A 19,812-nucleotide genomic window follows, 5' to 3' on the forward strand; every position below is an offset into this window, starting at 1 on the left:
TGACTATATTGATGTAAAAGCCAGAGCTGAAGGATGTACCGCTATTGTTTTGGATGCTTTCACTGGTAATTTTACTGCCCATCGTTTTTATTATAATCAAGGGTATGAACCAAGGGGCTTTCATTTTTTAAAAATGCTAAACGAAGAGGGATTAACATAATTGCAATTTCATTTTTGAAACTTTATTCAGCTACAAAACATTAAAAGTAACCAAAGAATTGGTTATTTTTGTTTTATAATAATTAACAGAAAATTAATTTTGGGATTATATAAAAAGCTTTTTAAACAAACGGCCATATACGGACTTGCCACAGTAGTACCAAGGATGTTCAGCTTTTTGCTGGTGCCACTATATACGGGACTATTACCTCAGGCTGAGTACGGTAAAGTTTCCATAATTTTTGCTTGGATGATTTTTTTTAATGTCATTCTTGCTTATGGTATGGAAACCGCTTTTTTTAGATTTTATAATTCTGAGAAAAACAAGGAAAGCGTGGTCGAAACGACTACTGTTTCCATTTTCTGGTCTACAATTTTTTTTGTTTTTATAGCGTTAATGTTTCGAAATTCTTTAGCACTTTGGTCTGGAGTCGATACACAATACATCACCTATTCCATTTGGATTTTAGCATTGGATGCTTTAGTTATTGTCCCTTTTTCTAAGTTGAGAGCCAATCAAAGACCAAAATTTTATGCTTTGATCAAAATTGGAAATGTAGTAGTCAATCTATCGTTCAATTTGTTCTTTTTACTCTATTTACCAAGCATTTCGGTGTCACAACCCGATAGTTTTCTTAGTTCCGTTTATATTGAAAATTTCCAGATTGGTTATATTTTTCTTGCCAACATCATAGCCAGTTTTCTAACTTTTGTGGTGCTGTTTCCGGACTATTTTACAATAAAATGGAAATTCGATTACGAACTTTGGAAACGAATGATGCGTTATGGATTGCCTATTATGGTTGCCGGAATAGCCTTTGCGATTAACGAACAGTTTGACAAAATCCTTTTAGGTAAATTATTACCTGCCAATATTGCGGCGGAACAAGTAGGAGTATATTCGGCCTGTTATAAATTGGGGCTTTTTATGGTCTTGTATAGAACTGCTTATACCCTAGGGATTGAGCCTTTCTTTTTTAGCCATGCTTCGGATGAAAATGCACAACAAACTTATGCGACAGTTACCAAATATTTTGTCATTTTCGGATCCTTTATTTTATTGTCCGTAATCGTATTTGCCGATCTTTTGAAACAAGTTATGATTCCTAATTCCTCTTATTGGGAGGCAATGAAAGTGGTTCCACTTATTATTTTGGCTAATTTTTTCTTAGGAATTTACACCAATCTTTCTGTTTGGTATAAACTGATCGATAAAACTTATGTTGGAGCCTATATTTCCATAGTTGGTGCAGTGGTAACCTTGGTATTGAACTATTTATTGATCCCAAAATACAGCTATTATGGTTCGGCGATTGCTACCATTTCAGCTTATGGAAGCATGATGTTCATTTCATATTATCTCGGGAATAAATATTATCCAATACCTTACGACAAGAGAAAAATAGTAGGATACCTTACTCTATCTACTGGTTTTTCATGCATTTCGTTTTATGGTTTTAGCGGGAATTATTTTATCGGGATATCACTTTTGGCAATATTTATGGGTTTTATCTATTACAACGAAAAAGAAACACTTTTACGAATTTTAAAACGTCCAACTAAAAATTAGGAGCTATTTCCTGCTATCCGTTGCAATCTTGCTGGCCGAACCCCGGCCAACAAGGATTTCCACTATTATCAGGGCTAGGGCATTCCGTAATCAACATATTTTATATTAAAAAATAATGACAATAAATATCATCAACAAATCACAGCATGCATTGCCAAATTACGAAACCATTGCTTCTGCGGGAATGGATTTAAGGGCAAATTTAACTCAATCAATAACCTTGCAACCCTTGGAAAGAACCATAGTAAAAACAGGTCTTTTCATAGAATTGCCAATAGGTTATGAGGCCCAAGTGCGACCAAGAAGCGGATTAGCAGCTAAAAATGGCATCACCGTTCTTAATGCTCCCGGAACAGTCGATGCTGATTATAGAGGCGAAATAGGAGTAATTTTAGTAAATTTATCCAATGATTCATTTGTTATCGAAAATGGAGAACGAATTGCCCAACTTATCATCGCCAAACACGAACGAGCCGATTGGATTGAAGTACAGGAATTAACCGAAACTTCAAGAGGTGCAGGAGGATTTGGAAGTACAGGAGTTAAATAAAAACATTAATAATTCAAAAATTAAACAATTTAAAAGTTCTATAAAATTTTAAATCTTTAATTTAAAATAACCAACCAAAATGAAAATAATCGTACCAATGGCTGGACGTGGATCACGTCTTCGCCCACATACATTAACCATTCCTAAACCTTTAATCCCAGTTGCTGGAAAACCAATTGTTCACCGTTTGGTAGAAGATATCGCTGGAGTTTTAAACCAAGATATTGAAGAAATTGCTTTCATCATTCATGAAAGTTTTGGAACAAAAGTTGAAGAAGATTTAATTGCAATTGCCCAAAAGTTAGGAGCCAAAGGAACTATTTATTATCAGAATGAGGCACTTGGAACGGGTCACGCCATTATGTGTGCCAAAGATTCTTTGAGCGGACCAGCCGTTATTGCTTATGCCGATACTTTAATTCGCGCTAATTTTGACTTGGATAAAGATGCCGACAGTGTTATTTGGGTAAAACAAGTAGATCAACCGGAAGCTTTTGGTGTGGTAAACTTAAATGAAGCAAATGAAATAATCGAATTGGTGGAAAAACCAAAAGAATTTGTTTCGGATCTTGCCGTTATCGGAATTTACTATTTTAAAGATATTGGTGTTTTAAGAAATGAACTTCAATTGGTATTGGATAATAACATCATTCACGGCGGAGAATATCAAATTAATGACGGAATAAAACAAATGATGGCAAAAGGCATGAAATTTGTTCCAGGAAAAGTAGATGAATGGATGGATTGCGGTAACAAAGATGTTACTGTAGAAACCAATTCCAGAATGTTAGGATTTCTTCATAGTGACGGAATCAATTTGGTTGATGAAAGTGTAAAATTGGAAAATTCAACTATTATTCCGCCTTGCTATATTGGAGAGAATGTAATTTTAATTAACGCTACTGTTGGGCCAAATGTATCATTAGGAGATGCCTGTCATGTACAAAACAGCACTATTCAAAACAGTTTGGTACAAACGCATTCACATATAAAAAATGCCAGTTTAGACAATGCAATGATTGGAAATCATGCTAGTTTTGATGGAAAATTTACGAATGTAAGCATTGGCGATTATTCGGTTCTGGAATAATTTAAAGCATATATTTAAAAATATCAAGCAGCATTATTTAAGTTTTTATTATGCTGCTTTGTTGTTTTTTTAATTTATTTTGCAAAGGAGAACAAAACTATTGATTTTGTTCCCAAAGACTTCTTTTCGATGAAAAAAAAATGGACTTTCATATTCGCTTTTTCTGTTTTGCTAAGCAATACTGTTACGGTATTGGCGCAAACAGAACCTGAGGAAATTAAAATGGAAGGGGACAAATTTCAAGATTTTTTCTACGAATCTATTTTTCAAAAAAGCATAGAAAATTACGATAAATCGCTGGTAGCATTGGAACAATGTTTAAAATTGAAACCCAATGATGCTACGATTTATTTCGAAATGGGGAAGAATTACCAATATTCCAAAGATTATAAGAATGCTTATTCCTCTTATGAGCATGCCACTCAAATTGACCCCAACAATAAATGGTTTTGGGTAGGACTTTATGATGTGTGTTATGAAACCAAAGATTTCAATCAAGCCATAATCTTTGTTAATAAAATTATTCCTTTCGATGCAGAATATAAAGAAGATTTGGTTTCTCTTTATATGGTAACCAAACAACACGACAAGGCTTTAGCGTTAATTAATGAGTTGAACGAAAAGGTTGGAAAAACGGAAAGAAGAGAAATGTATAAAATGGAAATCTTATCTGAAGGGAAATATCAAAATTCGGAGATTGACAATTTAAAAGCGCAGATTGATAAAAATCCAAAAGAAGAATCCAATTATATTGCTTTGATATTCCTATATTCAAACAATAATGATGAAGATAAAGTAATGGAAGTTGCTAAGAAATTAGAAAAAGAAATTCCTGAGTCGGTTTGGGCACAAGTGAGTTTGTTCAAAAATTATCTCGATAATAACGATGGTGCCAATGCAGTAAAATCAATGAATATGGTTTTGGCTAGTTCTAAAATTGATTCCAAAATAAAACACCGAATCCTGAATGAATTTTTACTTTTTACCAATGCCAATCCACAGTTTGTAACTGATTTGGATAATGCAATCGGCTATTTTAAAAATGATCCATCCATAAATGTAGCCAAGGAAATAGGCAAGTTTTATCATAATAAAAAGCAATGGGAAAAGGCAATTAAATATTATGATCTATCACAGAAAAATAGTTCAGAAATTGATTTGGAGACCAATTTGCTTTGGCTTGAAGCCAATACCGAACTCAAACAGTTTGAACCCGTAGTCAAAAAATCAATGGCAATGATTGATACTTATCCTGCAGAACCACAGTTTTATTATTATGCAGGTATGGCCAATAATCAGTTGCAATTGTTCAAGAAAGCGAAAGACATTCTGGAAATGGGTTTAGATTATGTAGTGGAAAATAAAAATTTAGAAATCAATTTCAATATACAGCTCGGAGAAGCCTATAACGGATTAGGTGACGCCTCCAAAAAAGAATTATATTTCAATAAAGCCAATCAATTATTAAAAGAAAAAAAATAATGAATCGATTTCTAGTAAGAGTACTTTTTGTTTTTATGGTTTGCTTGGGCAGTTCACTGACATTGGTGTCCTGTAAAGCAAAGGCAAAAGTGGTGAATGAGAGTAAAAGTACAGATACAAATCGCATGACAGCAGAGCGAATTATTAAAAATCACTATGCCAACAAAAACGATTTTAAGACACTATACATAAAATCCAATGTAAAGTATAGTGATGAAAAACAAACTCAAAATTTAACGGCGGAAATTAAAATTAAAAAGAACGAACAAATTTTGGTAAGCATTCGTTTTCTGGGGATTACTATGGCCAAAGCCTTGATAACGCCAACTACAGTAAGTTATTATGAGAAGCTGAATGCTAGTTATTTTGAAGGTGATTTTAGTACATTGAGCAAATGGTTAGGCACAGATTTGGATTTTGATAAAGTGCAAAATATCTTAGTTGGTCAAGCAATGGATGATTTAACCAAAGGGAATTACAAAGATTCGTTAGTTGACCAGACGTATCGATTGGAAAATGTTTCGAATGACAACACCAAGAAGTATTTCTTTTTAGACAAAGATAAATTTCTGTTAAACAAACAAGAGATTGCCCAAATTGCCGAAAACAGAAAGATCGAAGTTTCTTATTCGGATTATAAAATGTATAATGAGTCCCAAATTCCATCAGATATTGCCATTAATGCCGAACAGGAAAAAGGCAAAACGGAAATTAATTTAGGATACAACACTATAACCATAAATGAAGAACTTACTTTTCCATATAGTGTTCCAAATGGTTATAAAAGGATTTTAATTAAGTAAATTTGAACAAATATAATTGTAAGATGCGAAAATTTCTCTTAGGCCTGTTTTTTTTATGCACTACCTCAGTAATCTGGGGGCAGGAATCGCAACAAGAAAAACTAGAAAAGCGTAAAGCCGAAATTCAACAGGAAATTTTGGACAATGAAAAATTATTGCAATCGGTGAAGAAAAAAGAAAAATCCGCCGTTAATGTGATTATTTTGCAAAGCAATAAAATAAAATTGAAAGAAAAATTGATTCATACTACTGAGAAACAGACTAAGATTCTTAGTAATGACATGTATATCAATCAAATGAAAATCAATAAATTGAATAGAGAATTGGTTATTCTTAAAGAAGATTATGCCAAGATGATTGTCAAGTCTTACAAAAGTAGATCTGAGCAAAGTAGAGCGATGTTTTTATTGTCATCAGAGAACTTTTTACAAGCCTACAAAAGAGCTCAGTATATGAAACAATATACGAGTTATAGAAAAATGCAGGGTGAAGAAATCAAATCCAAAACGGATGAGCTTTTAGGGTATAATGAAAAACTAAATATCCAAAAAGCAGCCAAAAAGAAATTATTAGCTGAAAATACCAAAGAAAAATTATCTCTTGAAAAAGAAAAAAGAGAACAACAGAAGTTGGTGAATTCAATCAAAAAAGATAAGAAAAAAATCACAGCCGAAATTAAAAGAAAGCAACAGGAATCAAGAGCAATCGACCGTCAAATCGATCGCTTAATTCGCGAAGCCATTGCCGCAGCAAATAGAAAAGCAGCAAGTGAAAATCCAAATGCTCCAGTAGCAGCTTACACTTCGTCAAAAATTGTGCTAACTGCTGAATCTAAAATACTGGCAGATAATTTTAGGGCTAATAGAGGAAAATTACCTTGGCCTGTTGAAAAAGGTTTTGTGTCTCTTCCGTTTGGGGATCAACCGCATCCTGTTTATCCAAGTCTTGTGGTGCACAATAGTGGAGTAGAAATCACGACAGAGCAAGGTTCAAATGCGAGAGCAGTTTTTGGTGGTGAAGTGACCAGTGTTATTGTTCTGTCTCCTGTGAATAAAGCTGTAATGATTCAGCATGGAGATTGCTTCACGGTATATCAAAATTTAAGTTCTGTTTTTGTGAGCAAAGGAGAAAAAGTAAATATCAAACAAAGTCTGGGGAAAATAAGAACCAATGGAGAAGGAAAAACAATCTTGAAGTTCACTATTTCACAAAATACAACCTACAACAACCCAGCATCTTGGTTGTATAATATGTAGTTTTTGTAAGAACAAAACAGCACTAATTTATTTTTGAAAATAAATTAGTGCTGTTTTTTAATAAAATCATTCATTAAGTTTGCACCTTATATAATTTGCGATGTTAAAATATTTTCTGAGTTTTATTTTTATAATTACAACGGCTTCACTTTGGAGTCAAGACAATCAGCAAAAAAAATTAGAAGAGCGTAAAGTTAAAATTCAACAAGAGATTCGTGAAAACGAAACCAAACTTCAAACGGTAAAGAAGAAAGAAACAACAGCGACTAAAGCGATTGTTTTGCAAAGCAATAAAATCAAACTTAAGGAAGAATTAATTGCAACTACCGAAAAGCAAACTTCACTTCTAGGAAATTCAATTGTAGCCAATCAAGCTCAAATAGCAAAATTAGAAAAGGAACTACAATTGCTCAAAGAGGACTATGCCAAAATGATTATCCAATCCTATAAAAGCCGCTCGGAAGAAAGTCGAGCGATGTTTTTGTTGTCATCGGAAAGTTTTTTACAGGCCTATAAAAGAGCACAGTATATGAAGCAATATACGAATTATAGACGCAATCAAGGAATTGAAATACAACACAAGTCAAACGTGCTTTATACGTTTAATGCCAAATTGGATGTTCAAAAAAGTGCCAAAGAAATACTTATAGCCGAAAATGATAAGGAGCGATTGTCTTTGGAAAAAGAAAAGCAGGAACAATTAAAACTGGTTGAGTCTTTAAAGAAAGACAAAAAGAAAATCATAGCTGCGATCAAGAAAAAGCAGCAAGAGGCTAAAACAATAGATAAAAAAATCGACAAATTAATTCGTGAAGCTATTGCCGAAGCCAATAGAAAAGCGGCTAGGGAAAAAGCGGAAAAAATAGCAAAAGAAAAGGCTAAAGCCGTCGCAATTGCAAAAGCCAAAGCAGAAGCAGCAGCCAAAGCCATCGCCTTAGAAAAAGCCAAAGCATTAGAAAAGAAAAAAGAAATTGAGAAAGCCAATGCATTAGCTGCAGCACAAGCAAAAGCGAATTCGAAACCAAAACCAAAACCCATTCCGATTCCAAAGGAAGTTGAAAAAGCCATTGCTCAGGAAGTGCCAGTCGTTGCGAAGGAGACATCAGTGGCCCACCCCGCCGTAGCTGTTTCAACCACAAAAATGGATTTGTCACCTAAAGATAAAGTGGATTCGAATAATTTTAAAGCGAATAAAGGAAAATTGCCTTGGCCGGTCGAAAGAGGATTTATCTCTTTGGGTTATGGTGATCAATTCCATCCGGTGTATAAAGAACTTCAAATCCACAACAGTGGATTGGAATTCACTACGGATTCAGGTGCCAGTGCCAGAGCCGTTTTTGCAGGAATTGTAACGAGCGTTATCATTATTTCACCCGTGAATAAATTGGTAATGTTACAACATGGAGATTTTTTTACCATATATCAAAACTTGAGCTCCGTGAATGTCACTAAAGGAGATAACGTGAGCATAAGACAAAGTTTAGGAAAAATAAAAACCAATGGCGACGGGAAAACAATATTGAAATTTGCGATTACCCAAAATACAACCTACACCAACCCGAGATCATGGCTGGCGGGAAAATAAATTAATAAAATTTAAACATTCTTCTAAAGAATATAATTTATATTTGATAAAACTTAAATTTGAAAACTATGAATTCGAATAACCCTTTTTTAAACAACAAAACATTTTCAACTGCAGTTTCAAGAAAAGATGACGTGCATCAAGCCACAGTTATTGATGAGAATCAAGACATGACTTTGGCAGGTACAATCAATAGAAGTTTAATTCTTTTTTTATTGCTTACTGCTTCGGCAACGGTAATTTGGTGGGCTACTTTTAATGGGATGAACCCAATAGTCCCAGCATTTGGAGGTGCGATCGTTGGATTAATTTTGGTTGTAATCTCGGCATTCAAACCTCAATATTCTCCTTATTTGGCACCAGGTTATGCGCTTTTTGAAGGGTTGTTCATTGGTGGAGTTTCAGCTATTTTTGAAGTCCAGTACCCTGGAATTGTAACACAAGCTGTAGGTGCGACTTTTGTCACTTTTGCTGTTTGTCTAGGGTTGTATAAATATAAAATTGTAAAAGTAACTGAGCAATTCAAATCGGTTGTTGTTGCTGCGACGTGTGCAATTGCTACTTATTATTTAATTTCTTGGTTGTTCTCAATGTTTACTAGTTTTACGCCTGTACATTATGGAAACTCTATGATGAGTATTGGTATTAGTGTATTTGTGATTGTAATTGCAGCATTAAACTTGTTCTTGGATTTTGACAGAATAGAAAAAGGAGTTGAGCAAAAAATGCCAAAATTCATGGAATGGTACGGAGCAATGGGTTTAATGATAACTTTAGTGTGGTTGTATATTGAATTTTTGAGATTGCTTTCCAAATTGTCCAAAAAATAATTATTCAACAATTATTTTATATAATGATACCCTTCAGAGATGAGGGGTATTTTTTTTGAAGCAGAAACACTTGGTGTTTTTGACAATATTCTCTCGCTTTCCGCTATATCTTTATGTTTTTAAAGAAAAAACATAAAGGATGCCGCTTCAATCGGGGCTAAAGGGAGGCATTTTGTTTTTTTGCCATCATTCTCCAAAAAGAAGAAACTAATAATCGAACTCCGATTTTTAGTGATTATTTTATAATGGCATAAAAAGGGATTATAGCCATCAAATCATTAAATTTGCATTCTTATTTAAAGACATGTTAGAAAAAGAAACAATAAATTTCGAAAAAACAGCTATTGTTGGTATTGTTACCCAAAACCAAAGTGAAGAGAAACTCAATGAATATCTTGATGAATTGGAGTTTTTGACATTTACCGCAGGTGGTGAAGTAGTGAAACGTTTTTCGCAAAAAATGGAACGTCCCAATCCTAAGACTTTCGTTGGGACTGGTAAACTAGAAGAAATTTGTCTTTTTGTAAAAGAGAATGATATATCGACTTTGATATTTGATGATGAATTATCACCCTCCCAGCAAAAGAATATTTCTAAATTAATTGATTGCAAAATACTGGATCGTACCAATCTTATTCTTGATATTTTTGCTCAAAGAGCCGAAACCTCTTATGCCAGAACTCAGGTGGAACTGGCACAATGCCAATATTTATTACCGAGACTTTCCGGAATGTGGACACACTTGGAACGTCAAAAAGGAGGTATCGGAATGCGTGGACCTGGAGAAACCGAGATAGAAACAGATAGACGTATCGTACGTGATCGTATCTCGTTATTGAAAGAGAAGATTAAAACCATAGATAAACAAATGGGAGTGCAACGCAGTAATCGAGGTGCTATGGTTCGTGTTGCTTTGGTGGGTTATACCAATGTTGGAAAATCGACTTTGATGAATGCTATCGGGAAAAGCGATGTATTTGTGGAAAACAAACTTTTTGCAACATTAGACACCACTGTTCGAAAAGTGGTTATCAAAAATTTACCTTTCTTGCTTTCGGATACCGTTGGATTTATTAGAAAATTACCAACTCAATTAGTAGATTCGTTCAAGAGTACATTGGATGAAGTTCGTGAAGCTGATTTATTATTACATATTGTTGATATTTCGCATCCTGAATTTGAAGATCATATCGAGTCGGTAAACCAAACATTGTTGGATATTAAAGCCAATAATAAACCGGTTATAATGGTTTTCAATAAAATTGATGCCTATAAACATTTGACAATTGACGAAGATGATTTAATGACTGAAAAAACTCCAAGACATTTTACACTTGAAGAGTGGAAACAGACATGGATGCACCGATTAGGAGAGCAGAATGCTTTGTTTATTTCAGCTACTCAAAAAGAGAATTTTGAAGAATTTAGAGAGCGTGTTTATGAAGCTGTTCGACAAATACACATTACCCGTTTTCCATACAATAAATTTTTATATCCAGATTATAAAGATGCCGTGGAGAAGGAGGAGAAAGAAGATAATGAATAAACAAAAAGACCTTTTAGCAATTGTTAAAAGGTCTTTTTATTTGTCTTAAAAATTATAATTCAGCCCGACACCAAATACTTCTTTGGTTTGGAAACCGGCAAAGGCATCATCATCATAAATGGCTTGAAAATTTAGATTCGCCGATAATATTTTATTGATTTTCATTACTATAATCAAGTCGTAATTGATGTCGATATTTTGTGGGTCTTTCAAATAATTGGAATATAAATTCAAAAGGTTTTCGGCAGTAACGTTTTCCATTATTGTGAATTTATAATAAGCTGTTGCATTGAAACCAAGTTGATACAACATACTTTTATTGGCATCTACCCCAAAATAATCACCATCCACATAACCAGGAATCGATGTATAACGACTGTCCACAAAAGTGAGTTTGGAGGTCAAAGGAGCAAAATTAAGCTTAAAATTGTCGGTCTTTTTCCAATACATTCCTGGCCCAAACAGTAAATATCCAGGTGACATAAAATTGGTGTGTTCTTCCCTTATTTCGGCACCATTTGCATCTTTGGTATATAAATATCCTTTGGTGAATTGGGTTCTAAAATTCACTAAAAACGAATAATACCAATATCCTTTTGTCTTTTTGGCGGCAATCGAATTTATTTCGATCTGATCATCTGTTTTCTTTTCAAAATTGGAATTTTGTGTTTGCAATAAACCATAGGAAGCCAGGATCCTGTTTTCCCATGTATAATCGTCTTTTTTATAATCGATTTTATAATCTAATCCCAAGTTGCCGGAAAAGCTATTTTCACCTCCGGCAATCCAGTTATTAAAGTTTGCTTGGTTAAAAAGAAATGTAACTTTCCCATTTGACTTCCAACCATTCGGGATTGTGTCATCTATGGTTTTGGCTGCATCTTGTGTTTTTTTTATTAAATCTTTTTCAGAAGATTGTGCGCGTAGAAGAGTTGAAAGGGGGAGCAGACAGACTAACAGTATGATTTTTTTCATTGTAAGAGTATTAGTTCTAATACAAATATAATGAAAAGATTAAACAGCTAGAATTCAACTGGTTAAAAAAATTTTATTTTTTAGACGATTTGTATAAAGGGACAGCCGAACAAGCTTCTCCATACATTATACTTCTGGCGTAAGGTTGCAGGTATTGTGCCGCCAAAACATAAGCTCTCATAGGAACAGGTTTTCTCGAGCAGCCTTTTATGATAACAGGTTTGTTCTGATAAGTGCTATAATCGATTTTAGGAAGTAATTCTTCGTACAAGGCCGAGTCTAAATCTTCCATATAGCCATTTACAATTTTCTTGGCATAGGGAGCCAAATGCATTGTGACCAAGATTATGGCCCACTTCGGGATAATGGCATCAGTACCACATGAAACAGCAACATATTGGCCTTGATATTGTGACCAGTCCTGATTGTTTAACTGTTCTCTAAAGTCTTTTTCTTTTAACAAAAAACCTTCAAAAAGCCATTGTGAAATATCGATTTGCACGCGAATCCCTGCTGGATAATAGTCTTCAAGATCGAAAACTTCCAGAACACTACTCGCGACTTTATTGATTATTTCTTCCATATTTTTGTCTTAAAGTCGAATGCCGAAAGTCATAAGGTCACAACTTTATGACTTTATAACTTTCAACTTTATGACTGAATTTTTACAACATTCCTAATTCTAATTTTGCTTCTTCGCTCATCAAATCTTTGCTCCATGGTGGGTCAAAAGTGATTTCTACTTCAGCATCTTTTATGTGCTCGATTGATTTTACTTTTTCCTCTACTTCTCTAGGTAAACTCTCTGCTACTGGACAGTTTGGAGAAGTAAGGGTCATTAATATTTTTACTTCATAATCGGTATTAACCATTACATCGTAAATCAACCCCAATTCGTAAATATCTACAGGAATTTCTGGGTCATAAATAGTTTTCAATTTTTTTACGATTGATTCTCCTAATTCTTCGGTGTTTATTTCTTGTTCCATAATTTTAATTTTTTTTCTGGGCATCAAATGCCAAAGCATACATTTTAATATTTTTTATCATCGAAACCAAACCATTAGCTCTGGTTGGCGAAAGATGTTCTTTCAAACCTATTTCGTCAATAAAATCGGTATCTGCGTTTAATATGTCAATTGCTTTTTGGTTTGAAAAAGCACGAATCAAAATAGCGATTATTCCTTTGGTCAAAATCGCATCACTATCGGCAGTAAAGACAATGGTTTCTCCGTTTTGCTCTCCTTGTAACCATACTTTGGATTGACATCCCTTGATTAGGTTATTATCTGTTTTGTATTCTTCTTTAATTAAAGGAAGATTTTTTCCTAAATCAATAATGTATTCATAACGCTGCATCCAGTCGTCAAACATTGAGAATTCATCTATGATTTCGTTTTGTATTTCTTTTATTGTCATTCTACTTTTTTTGAAAAGGATAGTATTGTGTTTACTAAGTTCTTTATTTTATCAGGAGGATATCCATTGTCGAAAGTCTGACTCTCATATGTTTTCCCCTTATATGTTATTTTTAAATTAGCCATTGCTGCTCCATCATGAAACCGTTTTTCGGTAGGAGCTTTTAGACTCGGAATTTCTTCCAAATTCACTTTTTGAAATTCACTTATTAAAGTGTTCAATTCGGCATCAGTGAGAGAGTTTGAAAGAGGTTTTCCGTCTCTTGTTTTGGTAACGGACACTGTTTTATTTTCTATAACGGTGTTATTATACAATCCTCTTGAGTTGGCGGTGTATTCAATTTTAGCTGTACTCAAATCCATATTATTTTGGCTTTGGCAGTTTTTTCCAAGAATTAGTGTCAAAAACAAGAGTGCTACAATTTTCATATTTTTTTATTTTAAGATAGCATCATTTGTGCTTTTTTTACTGCTTCGACCAATGTGTCAATTTCTTCTTTGGTATTGTAAAAAGAAAATGAGGCTCTAATTGTTCCCGGAATACCAAAGAAATTCATAATCGGTTGTGCACAATGGTGACCCGTTCTTACGGCGATTCCCAATTTGTCAATGATGGTTCCAATGTCATACGGATGAATACCATCAATGTTAAATGAGACCACCGAAGTTTTTGCTTCAGAAGTACCAAAAATTCGCAAACCTTCTATTTCCAATAATCGCTTTGTGGCGTGATCCAATAATTCCAGTTCTTGTTTCTGAATGTTTTCAAAACCAATTTCATTCATATAATCAATAGCGGTTCCCAAAACAATTCCGCCAGCGATATTTGGTGTTCCTGCTTCAAATTTATGTGGTAAGTCGGCATAAGTGGTTTTTTCAAAAGTAACCTCTTTAATCATTTCACCACCACCTTGATACGGAGGTAATTTATTCAACCAAGCTTCTTTTCCGTATAAAATCCCTGTCCCTGTTGGACCACACATTTTATGTCCAGAAAAAACATAGAAATCACAATCCAAAGCCTGAACGTCAGGTTTTAAATGCGGTACAGCTTGTGCACCATCAATCAAAATTGCTGCTCCAACTTCATGTGCTTTGTCAATCATATACTTGATAGGATTGATAGTTCCCAGCGCATTCGAAATATGGTTTACCGTTACAATTTTGGTTTTTGACGAAAGTAATTTATCGTATTCACTTATTATCAATTCCCCATTTTCATTCATCGGAATGACTTTCAGAGTAGCTCCTGTTTTTTCACACAACATTTGCCAAGGCACAATATTGCTGTGGTGTTCCAATGCTGAAACCAATACTTCATCACCTGGTTTTAGAATGGAAGCAAATCCATTGGCCACTAAGTTGATACCAAAAGTAGTCCCCGAAGTAAAAAGTACTTCGTGAAGGAATTTAGCATTGATGTGATTCTGGACTTTTGCACGGGAAACTTCATAGGCATCTGTCGCCAACTGGCTTAATGTATGAACTCCTCTATGAATATTTGCATTTATTTCTTGATAATACTTTTCAATTGCATCAATAACCACTTGCGGTTTTTGTGAAGTGGCTCCGTTATCGAAATATACTAAAGGCTTTCCGTTTACTTTTTGTGAAAGAATAGGAAAGTCGGCTCTTATTTTCTGAATATCTAACATTGCTTTATTTAGAATTTTTCTAAATACAAAAGTAATACAATAGATTTAGTTTTCTAAGAAACAATAGTTAATAATTGTAAAAATAGTACGAAAGTGTAGAGTGATATTACTTAAAGTGAAATGGAATTTAATTGTTTGAAGTTAGTGTTCCTTTTTTTCCTAAATTGGCGTAATTATCTTTCATTATGAGCAAATATTTTAAAATAGGCATTTTTTTCTTTTTTCTGTTTTTGGTTTATTTAGGTTTTACCAATTATCCTAAGTTAGAATTGATATCTGGATTTTCTGCAAAAAGCGTTGCTTCCGGACATTTTATTGACAACCGTTCACTAGATCTCATTGAAAAAAACGACAATGATTTTGATGTGTTAGGTTGGGCCACCAATGAAATTGATGAATCAGGGAAATTTGCAACAGCGAATGTTTTAGGTTTAAAAAACAGAAAAGCAATTTATAGAGCAGGTTTGGGATCAACATTAATCAATGATGATTTTGATGTTACTAAACCGTATGAAACTCCCAAAAGGACAAAATCAAATAGTAAACTTCCTTTCCCTTATGGAGAAATAGAACCCAATGACACGGTTTTTGAAAATGTGAATTATACCAAATTGAATCGGGTTGTTGCCAATGCATTTGATGCCAAAGGATATAATTATAAAAGAACACGCTCAGTTTTGGTTATTTATAAAGATAAAATCATTGCCGAGAAATATGCTGATGGGTTTACGAAAAACAATGTTATTCTAGGTTGGTCCATGACCAAGAGTATTACGGGAACACTTTTTGGAATACTTGAAAAACAAAGAAGATTTGACATCTACAAACCTGCTCCCATTGCCGAATGGCAAAATGACGAGCGAAAAAACATTACGACCAATGATTTATTGCATATGAATTCGGGTTTGAAATGGGATGAATATTATGACAGAATCTGTGATGCAACAAAGATGCTTTTTCAATCCGAAGATATGACCCGATCACAATTAATAAAGCAATCCATTTTCAAACCAAACACACATTGGAATTATTCTTCTGGAACAACCAATTTGCTTTCGGGAATTTTGCGGAAGCAGTTCAAGACACACCAAGAATACTTAGATTTTTGGTATTCGGCATTGATTGATAAAATCGGGATGCATTCAATGCTTGTAGAAACAGATATGGCGGGGAATTATGTCGGATCGTCTTATGGTTGGGCAACAACAAGAGATTGGTCGAAATTAGGTTTGTTGTATTTGCACAATGGCAATTGGAACGGAGAACAATTATTTGATCCCAGTTGGGCAAAGTATGTTTCGACTCCCACAGATACTTCACACGGAAGATATGGAGCACAATTTTGGCTCAATGCAGGAGACCATTTCCCAGATGCTCCCAGAGATTTGTATTATTGCAGTGGTTTTCAAGGCCAAATGGTAGCTATCATTCCGTCGATGGATTTGGTAATTGTAAGAATGGGTTTGACAGAAGAACCTCAATTTGATTTTAATGGGTTGTTGAGTGGAATTGTGTTGAGTGTGACGAAGTAATTTTAATCACAAAGCAGATAAGGTAAAAAGTGTAAAGAGCGCAAAGTATTGTATTTATACTTTGCGCTCTTTGCGTAAATCTTAGTGAACCCTACGGTTAAAAACTACAAATCAAATCCAATTTTAACGCCCAATTTCATAGCGATGATTTTGGTGATTCGTTGTTTTAGTTCCGGTATTTTTATATTTTCGATAACAGCATTCGAGAAAGCGTACATCAATAATGCTTTGGCTTCTTTTTTAGGAATTCCGCGTTGTTGCATATAGAACATAGCAGTTTCGTCTAGTTGACCAATAGTACAACCGTGTGAACATTTTACGTCATCAGCAAAGATTTCCAATTGCGGTTTGGCGTTAATGGTTGCTTTATCGCTCAAAAGAATGTTATTGCTTTTTTGGAAAGCATTTGTTTTTTGGGCTTCTCTTTCCACATATACTTTACCATTAAAAACACCTGTGGAGCGGTCAGTGAAAATTCCTTTGTAATCTTGAAAACTTTCACAATTTGGCGTTGCGTGGTTTACCAATGTATAATGATCAACGTGTTGAGTTTCGCCAATAATCGTGATTCCGTTTAAGGTACTAGTCAATCTTTCTCCAAAGTGGTAGAAATTCAAATTGTTTCTGGTTAGGTTTCCTCCAAAAGAGAAAGTATGAACAGAAACGTGACTTTCTTGTTTTTGGGAAACATAAGTGTTGTCAATCAAATTGGCTTCCAGATTGTCATTTTGAATTTTGTAATAATCTACAATGGCTCTCTTTTGAGCAAAAATCTCGGTAACCGAATTAGTTAAAACTGGATTTTCGTTCAAACTTTGATGACGTTCTATGATTTGTACATGTGAGTTTTCACCGACAATAACCAAGTTTCTAGGTTGAACCAAAAGGGCGGTTTCGCTTCCTGTAGAGAAATACATGATCTCGATAGGTTTGTCAGCAACTTTGCTTTTTGGAATATTGATATAGGCTCCTTCATTGGCGAAAGCCGTATTCAAGGAAGTCAAACTTTCATCTTTACTGGCTATCTTGTTGAAGTAAGTGTCAATAATCATTTTGTATTTTGGTTTATTTAATGCCGATGACATTAAGCAAACATCGATACCGTCGTGAGTAGTTGAAGATAAATGCGAACTAAAAACACCGTCTACAAAAACTACTTTGTAAGTGTCTATTTCGTGTAAAAAATATTTTTTTACATCGCTATATTGGATAGCATTTTCTGTTTTCGGGAAAACGCTAAAGTCATTTTTTAGGATAGCATTTAGCGAAGTGTATTTCCAACTTTCTTCTTTTTTGGTTGGAAATCCTTTATTTTCGAAGTTTTTTATAGCTGCTGTACGAACATTGTGAAGTTCGGAATGAACATCCACACGTTCTTCAAAAGCCATAAAAGACGATAGTAATTTTTCTTTAAGCTCCATCTTAGTTTTCTCCTTTAATCCAGTCGTATCCTTTTTCTTCTAGCTCGTGTGCTAATTCTGCTCCGCCTGATTTTACAATTTTTCCGTTGTGAAGAACGTGAACAAAATCCGGAACGATATAATCCAATAATCTTTGGTAGTGAGTAATTACAATGACAGCATTTTTATCGCTTTTCAATTTATTTACACCATTGGCAACAATTCTTAATGCATCGATGTCAAGACCAGAATCGGTTTCGTCAAGGATAGCAAGTTTTGGATCCAACATCGCCATTTGAAAAATTTCATTTCTTTTTTTCTCACCACCTGAGAAACCTTCATTAAGGGAACGAGAAAGAAACTTTCTGTCGATTTCCAATAATTCTGATTTTTCACGAATTACTTTTAGCATTTCATTGGCTGGCATTTCTTCCTGACCGTTTGCTTTGCGTGTTTCGTTGATAGCCGTTCTCATGAAGTTGGTCACTGAAACTCCCGGAATTTCCACTGGATATTGGAACGAAAGGAAAACACCTTTGTGTGCTCTTTCTTCTGGCGCAAGATCTGCAAGATCTTCACCGTCCAAAAAGATTTGTCCATCGGTTACTTCATAATTTTCGTTTCCAGCAATAATAGCCGAAAGTGTACTTTTCCCAGCACCGTTTGGTCCCATTATAGCATGAACTTCTCCTGCATTTACTTCAAGGTTTATCCCTTTTAATATTTCTTTGTCACCTATTGAGGCATGTAAATTTTTTATGCTTAACATTGTTTTTGTATTTTAAACCATTAAGATTATTAAGTATTTTTTAGAACAGAAAACTATCCTACGGAACCTTCTAACGAAATTTCCAATAATTTTTGTGCTTCCACGGCAAACTCCATCGGTAATTTATTCAACACATCTTTGCTGAAACCGTTCACGATAAGAGCAATTGCTTTTTCGGTTGGGATTCCACGTTGGTTGCAATAGAAAACTTGATCTTCACCAATTTTACTGGTTGTAGCTTCATGTTCCACTTTTGCTGTTGGATTTTTGCTTTCGATATAAGGGAAAGTATGTGCACCACAATGATTTCCCATTAACAGTGAATCACATTGTGAAAAGTTTCTGGCATTTTCTGCTCTAGCACCAATTTGAACCAAACCTCTATAACTGTTTTGTGATTTTCCAGCAGAAATTCCTTTAGAAATAATGGTTGATTTGGTGTTTTTACCCAAATGAATCATTTTGGTTCCGGTATCGGCTTGTTGGTAATTATTGGTAACGGCAATGGAGTAAAATTCTCCAATTGAGTTGTCTCCTTTTAAGATAACTGAAGGATATTTCCAAGTAATTGCAGATCCTGTTTCTACTTGTGTCCAAGAGATTTTCGCGTTTTTCTCGCAGAATCCTCTTTTGGTCACAAAATTGAAAACACCACCTTTACCTTCTTTGTTTCCAGGGTACCAGTTTTGAACAGTAGAATATTTAATTTCAGCATCGTCCAAGGCAATCAATTCTACCACAGCGGCATGTAATTGATTCTCGTCACGTGTTGGAGCTGTACATCCTTCTAAGTAAGAAACATAACTACCTTCATCAGCAACCAATAATGTTCTTTCGAATTGTCCGGTTCCAGCCTGATTTATTCTAAAATATGTAGATAGTTCCATCGGGCAACGAACGCCTTTTGGGATATAACAGAAAGATCCGTCTGAGAAAACAGCCGAATTTAAGGCAGCATAAAAGTTGTCTCTTTGAGGAACAACTGTACCAAGATATTTACGAACTAATTCTGGGTGTTCTTTGATGGCTTCGGAAATACTCATGAAGATAATTCCTTTTTCGCCTAATGTTTTTTTGAATGTTGTAGCTACCGAAACGGAGTCAACTACGATATCCATAGCGATATTGTTCATCTTTTTTTGCTCATCCAAAGAGATGCCTAATTTTTTGTACATCTCCAAAAGTTCCGGAT

General features: G+C 34.5%; 20 protein-coding genes. 11 read left to right on the top strand and 9 right to left on the bottom strand.

Features of this window, described 5'->3' with window-relative positions; translation table 11 throughout:
* The 10 genes from VFS71_RS20230 to hflX all read left to right on the top strand — a co-directional run.
* On the top strand, positions 1-160 hold a 160-nt coding region (locus VFS71_RS20230), incomplete at its 5' end, for a GNAT family N-acetyltransferase (RefSeq protein WP_414655973.1).
* Between the two features lie 99 nt (positions 161-259).
* Positions 260-1,729 carry a lipopolysaccharide biosynthesis protein gene (locus tag VFS71_RS00660; RefSeq protein WP_326398743.1) on the top strand — a complete coding sequence of 490 codons (1,470 nt, stop codon included), beginning with the start codon at positions 260-262 and terminating at the stop codon, positions 1,727-1,729.
* Between the two features lie 115 nt (positions 1,730-1,844).
* Positions 1,845-2,279, top strand: coding sequence for a dUTP diphosphatase (dut, locus tag VFS71_RS00665; RefSeq protein WP_326398744.1), 435 nt, complete (start codon positions 1,845-1,847; stop codon positions 2,277-2,279).
* A 79-nt stretch (positions 2,280-2,358) separates the two neighbouring features.
* On the top strand, positions 2,359-3,369 hold the full coding sequence (locus VFS71_RS00670) for a sugar phosphate nucleotidyltransferase (protein ID WP_326398745.1): 1,011 nt from the start codon (positions 2,359-2,361) through the stop codon (positions 3,367-3,369).
* Positions 3,370-3,498: 129 nt separating this feature from the next.
* A complete protein-coding gene (locus VFS71_RS00675; RefSeq protein ID WP_326398746.1) occupies positions 3,499-4,851 on the top strand; it encodes a tetratricopeptide repeat protein in 1,353 nt (450 codons plus the stop codon).
* Positions 4,851-5,654 (top strand): DUF4292 domain-containing protein, encoded by an 804-nt coding sequence (locus tag VFS71_RS00680; protein WP_326398747.1) that lies wholly within the window; start codon positions 4,851-4,853, stop codon positions 5,652-5,654. The genes VFS71_RS00675 and VFS71_RS00680 overlap by 1 nt, the downstream gene beginning before the upstream one ends.
* Before the next feature lie 23 nt (positions 5,655-5,677).
* Positions 5,678-6,910 (top strand): murein hydrolase activator EnvC family protein, encoded by a 1,233-nt coding sequence (locus VFS71_RS00685; protein WP_326398748.1) that lies wholly within the window; start codon positions 5,678-5,680, stop codon positions 6,908-6,910.
* 100 nt (positions 6,911-7,010) lie between these two features.
* Complete coding sequence (locus tag VFS71_RS00690; protein ID WP_326398750.1) at positions 7,011-8,495, top strand: murein hydrolase activator EnvC family protein; 1,485 nt, start codon at positions 7,011-7,013, stop codon at positions 8,493-8,495.
* A 68-nt stretch (positions 8,496-8,563) separates the two neighbouring features.
* A complete protein-coding gene (locus VFS71_RS00695) occupies positions 8,564-9,325 on the top strand; it encodes a Bax inhibitor-1/YccA family protein (protein ID WP_326398752.1) in 762 nt (253 codons plus the stop codon).
* Positions 9,326-9,629: 304 nt separating this feature from the next.
* Complete coding sequence (gene hflX, locus VFS71_RS00700) at positions 9,630-10,871, top strand: GTPase HflX (protein ID WP_326398754.1); 1,242 nt, start codon at positions 9,630-9,632, stop codon at positions 10,869-10,871.
* 45 nt (positions 10,872-10,916) lie between these two features.
* Here hflX and VFS71_RS00705 read toward each other — a convergent pair whose 3' ends face one another.
* The 6 genes from VFS71_RS00705 to VFS71_RS00730 form a co-directional block, all read right to left on the bottom strand.
* Positions 10,917-11,846 carry a DUF3078 domain-containing protein gene (locus VFS71_RS00705; protein ID WP_326398756.1) on the bottom strand — a complete coding sequence of 310 codons (930 nt, stop codon included), beginning with the start codon at positions 11,844-11,846 and terminating at the stop codon, positions 10,917-10,919.
* A gap of 73 nt (positions 11,847-11,919) precedes the next feature.
* Complete coding sequence (locus VFS71_RS00710) at positions 11,920-12,429, bottom strand: DUF2480 family protein (RefSeq protein WP_326398757.1); 510 nt, start codon at positions 12,427-12,429, stop codon at positions 11,920-11,922.
* 82 nt (positions 12,430-12,511) lie between these two features.
* Positions 12,512-12,835 (bottom strand): SUF system Fe-S cluster assembly protein, encoded by a 324-nt coding sequence (locus VFS71_RS00715; protein ID WP_035640545.1) that lies wholly within the window; start codon positions 12,833-12,835, stop codon positions 12,512-12,514.
* A 4-nt stretch (positions 12,836-12,839) separates the two neighbouring features.
* Positions 12,840-13,265, bottom strand: coding sequence for a SufE family protein (locus VFS71_RS00720; protein ID WP_326398759.1), 426 nt, complete (start codon positions 13,263-13,265; stop codon positions 12,840-12,842).
* Positions 13,262-13,693 (bottom strand): hypothetical protein, encoded by a 432-nt coding sequence (locus VFS71_RS00725; RefSeq protein WP_326398761.1) that lies wholly within the window; start codon positions 13,691-13,693, stop codon positions 13,262-13,264. The genes VFS71_RS00720 and VFS71_RS00725 overlap by 4 nt, the downstream gene beginning before the upstream one ends.
* A gap of 11 nt (positions 13,694-13,704) precedes the next feature.
* Positions 13,705-14,919: a cysteine desulfurase gene (locus VFS71_RS00730; protein WP_326398762.1), complete on the bottom strand. Its 1,215-nt coding sequence runs from the start codon at positions 14,917-14,919 to the stop codon at positions 13,705-13,707.
* A 185-nt stretch (positions 14,920-15,104) separates the two neighbouring features.
* Here VFS71_RS00730 and VFS71_RS00735 point away from each other — a divergent pair, with 185 nt between their 5' ends.
* Positions 15,105-16,451 carry a serine hydrolase gene (locus VFS71_RS00735; RefSeq protein WP_326398763.1) on the top strand — a complete coding sequence of 449 codons (1,347 nt, stop codon included), beginning with the start codon at positions 15,105-15,107 and terminating at the stop codon, positions 16,449-16,451.
* Between the two features lie 104 nt (positions 16,452-16,555).
* Here VFS71_RS00735 and sufD read toward each other — a convergent pair whose 3' ends face one another.
* The 3 genes from sufD to sufB form a co-directional block, all read right to left on the bottom strand.
* Positions 16,556-17,872, bottom strand: a complete 1,317-nt coding sequence (gene sufD, locus VFS71_RS00740) for a Fe-S cluster assembly protein SufD (protein ID WP_326398764.1) — start codon at positions 17,870-17,872, stop codon at positions 16,556-16,558.
* Between the two features lies 1 nt (position 17,873).
* Positions 17,874-18,620, bottom strand: coding sequence for a Fe-S cluster assembly ATPase SufC (sufC, locus tag VFS71_RS00745; protein WP_326398766.1), 747 nt, complete (start codon positions 18,618-18,620; stop codon positions 17,874-17,876).
* A gap of 53 nt (positions 18,621-18,673) precedes the next feature.
* Positions 18,674-19,812: Fe-S cluster assembly protein SufB (sufB, locus tag VFS71_RS00750; RefSeq protein WP_326398767.1), on the bottom strand; the 1,139-nt coding region annotated here is incomplete at its 5' end.

It is taken from the genome of Flavobacterium sp., assembly GCF_035760125.1.
GTDB lineage: Bacteria > Bacteroidota > Bacteroidia > Flavobacteriales > Flavobacteriaceae > Flavobacterium.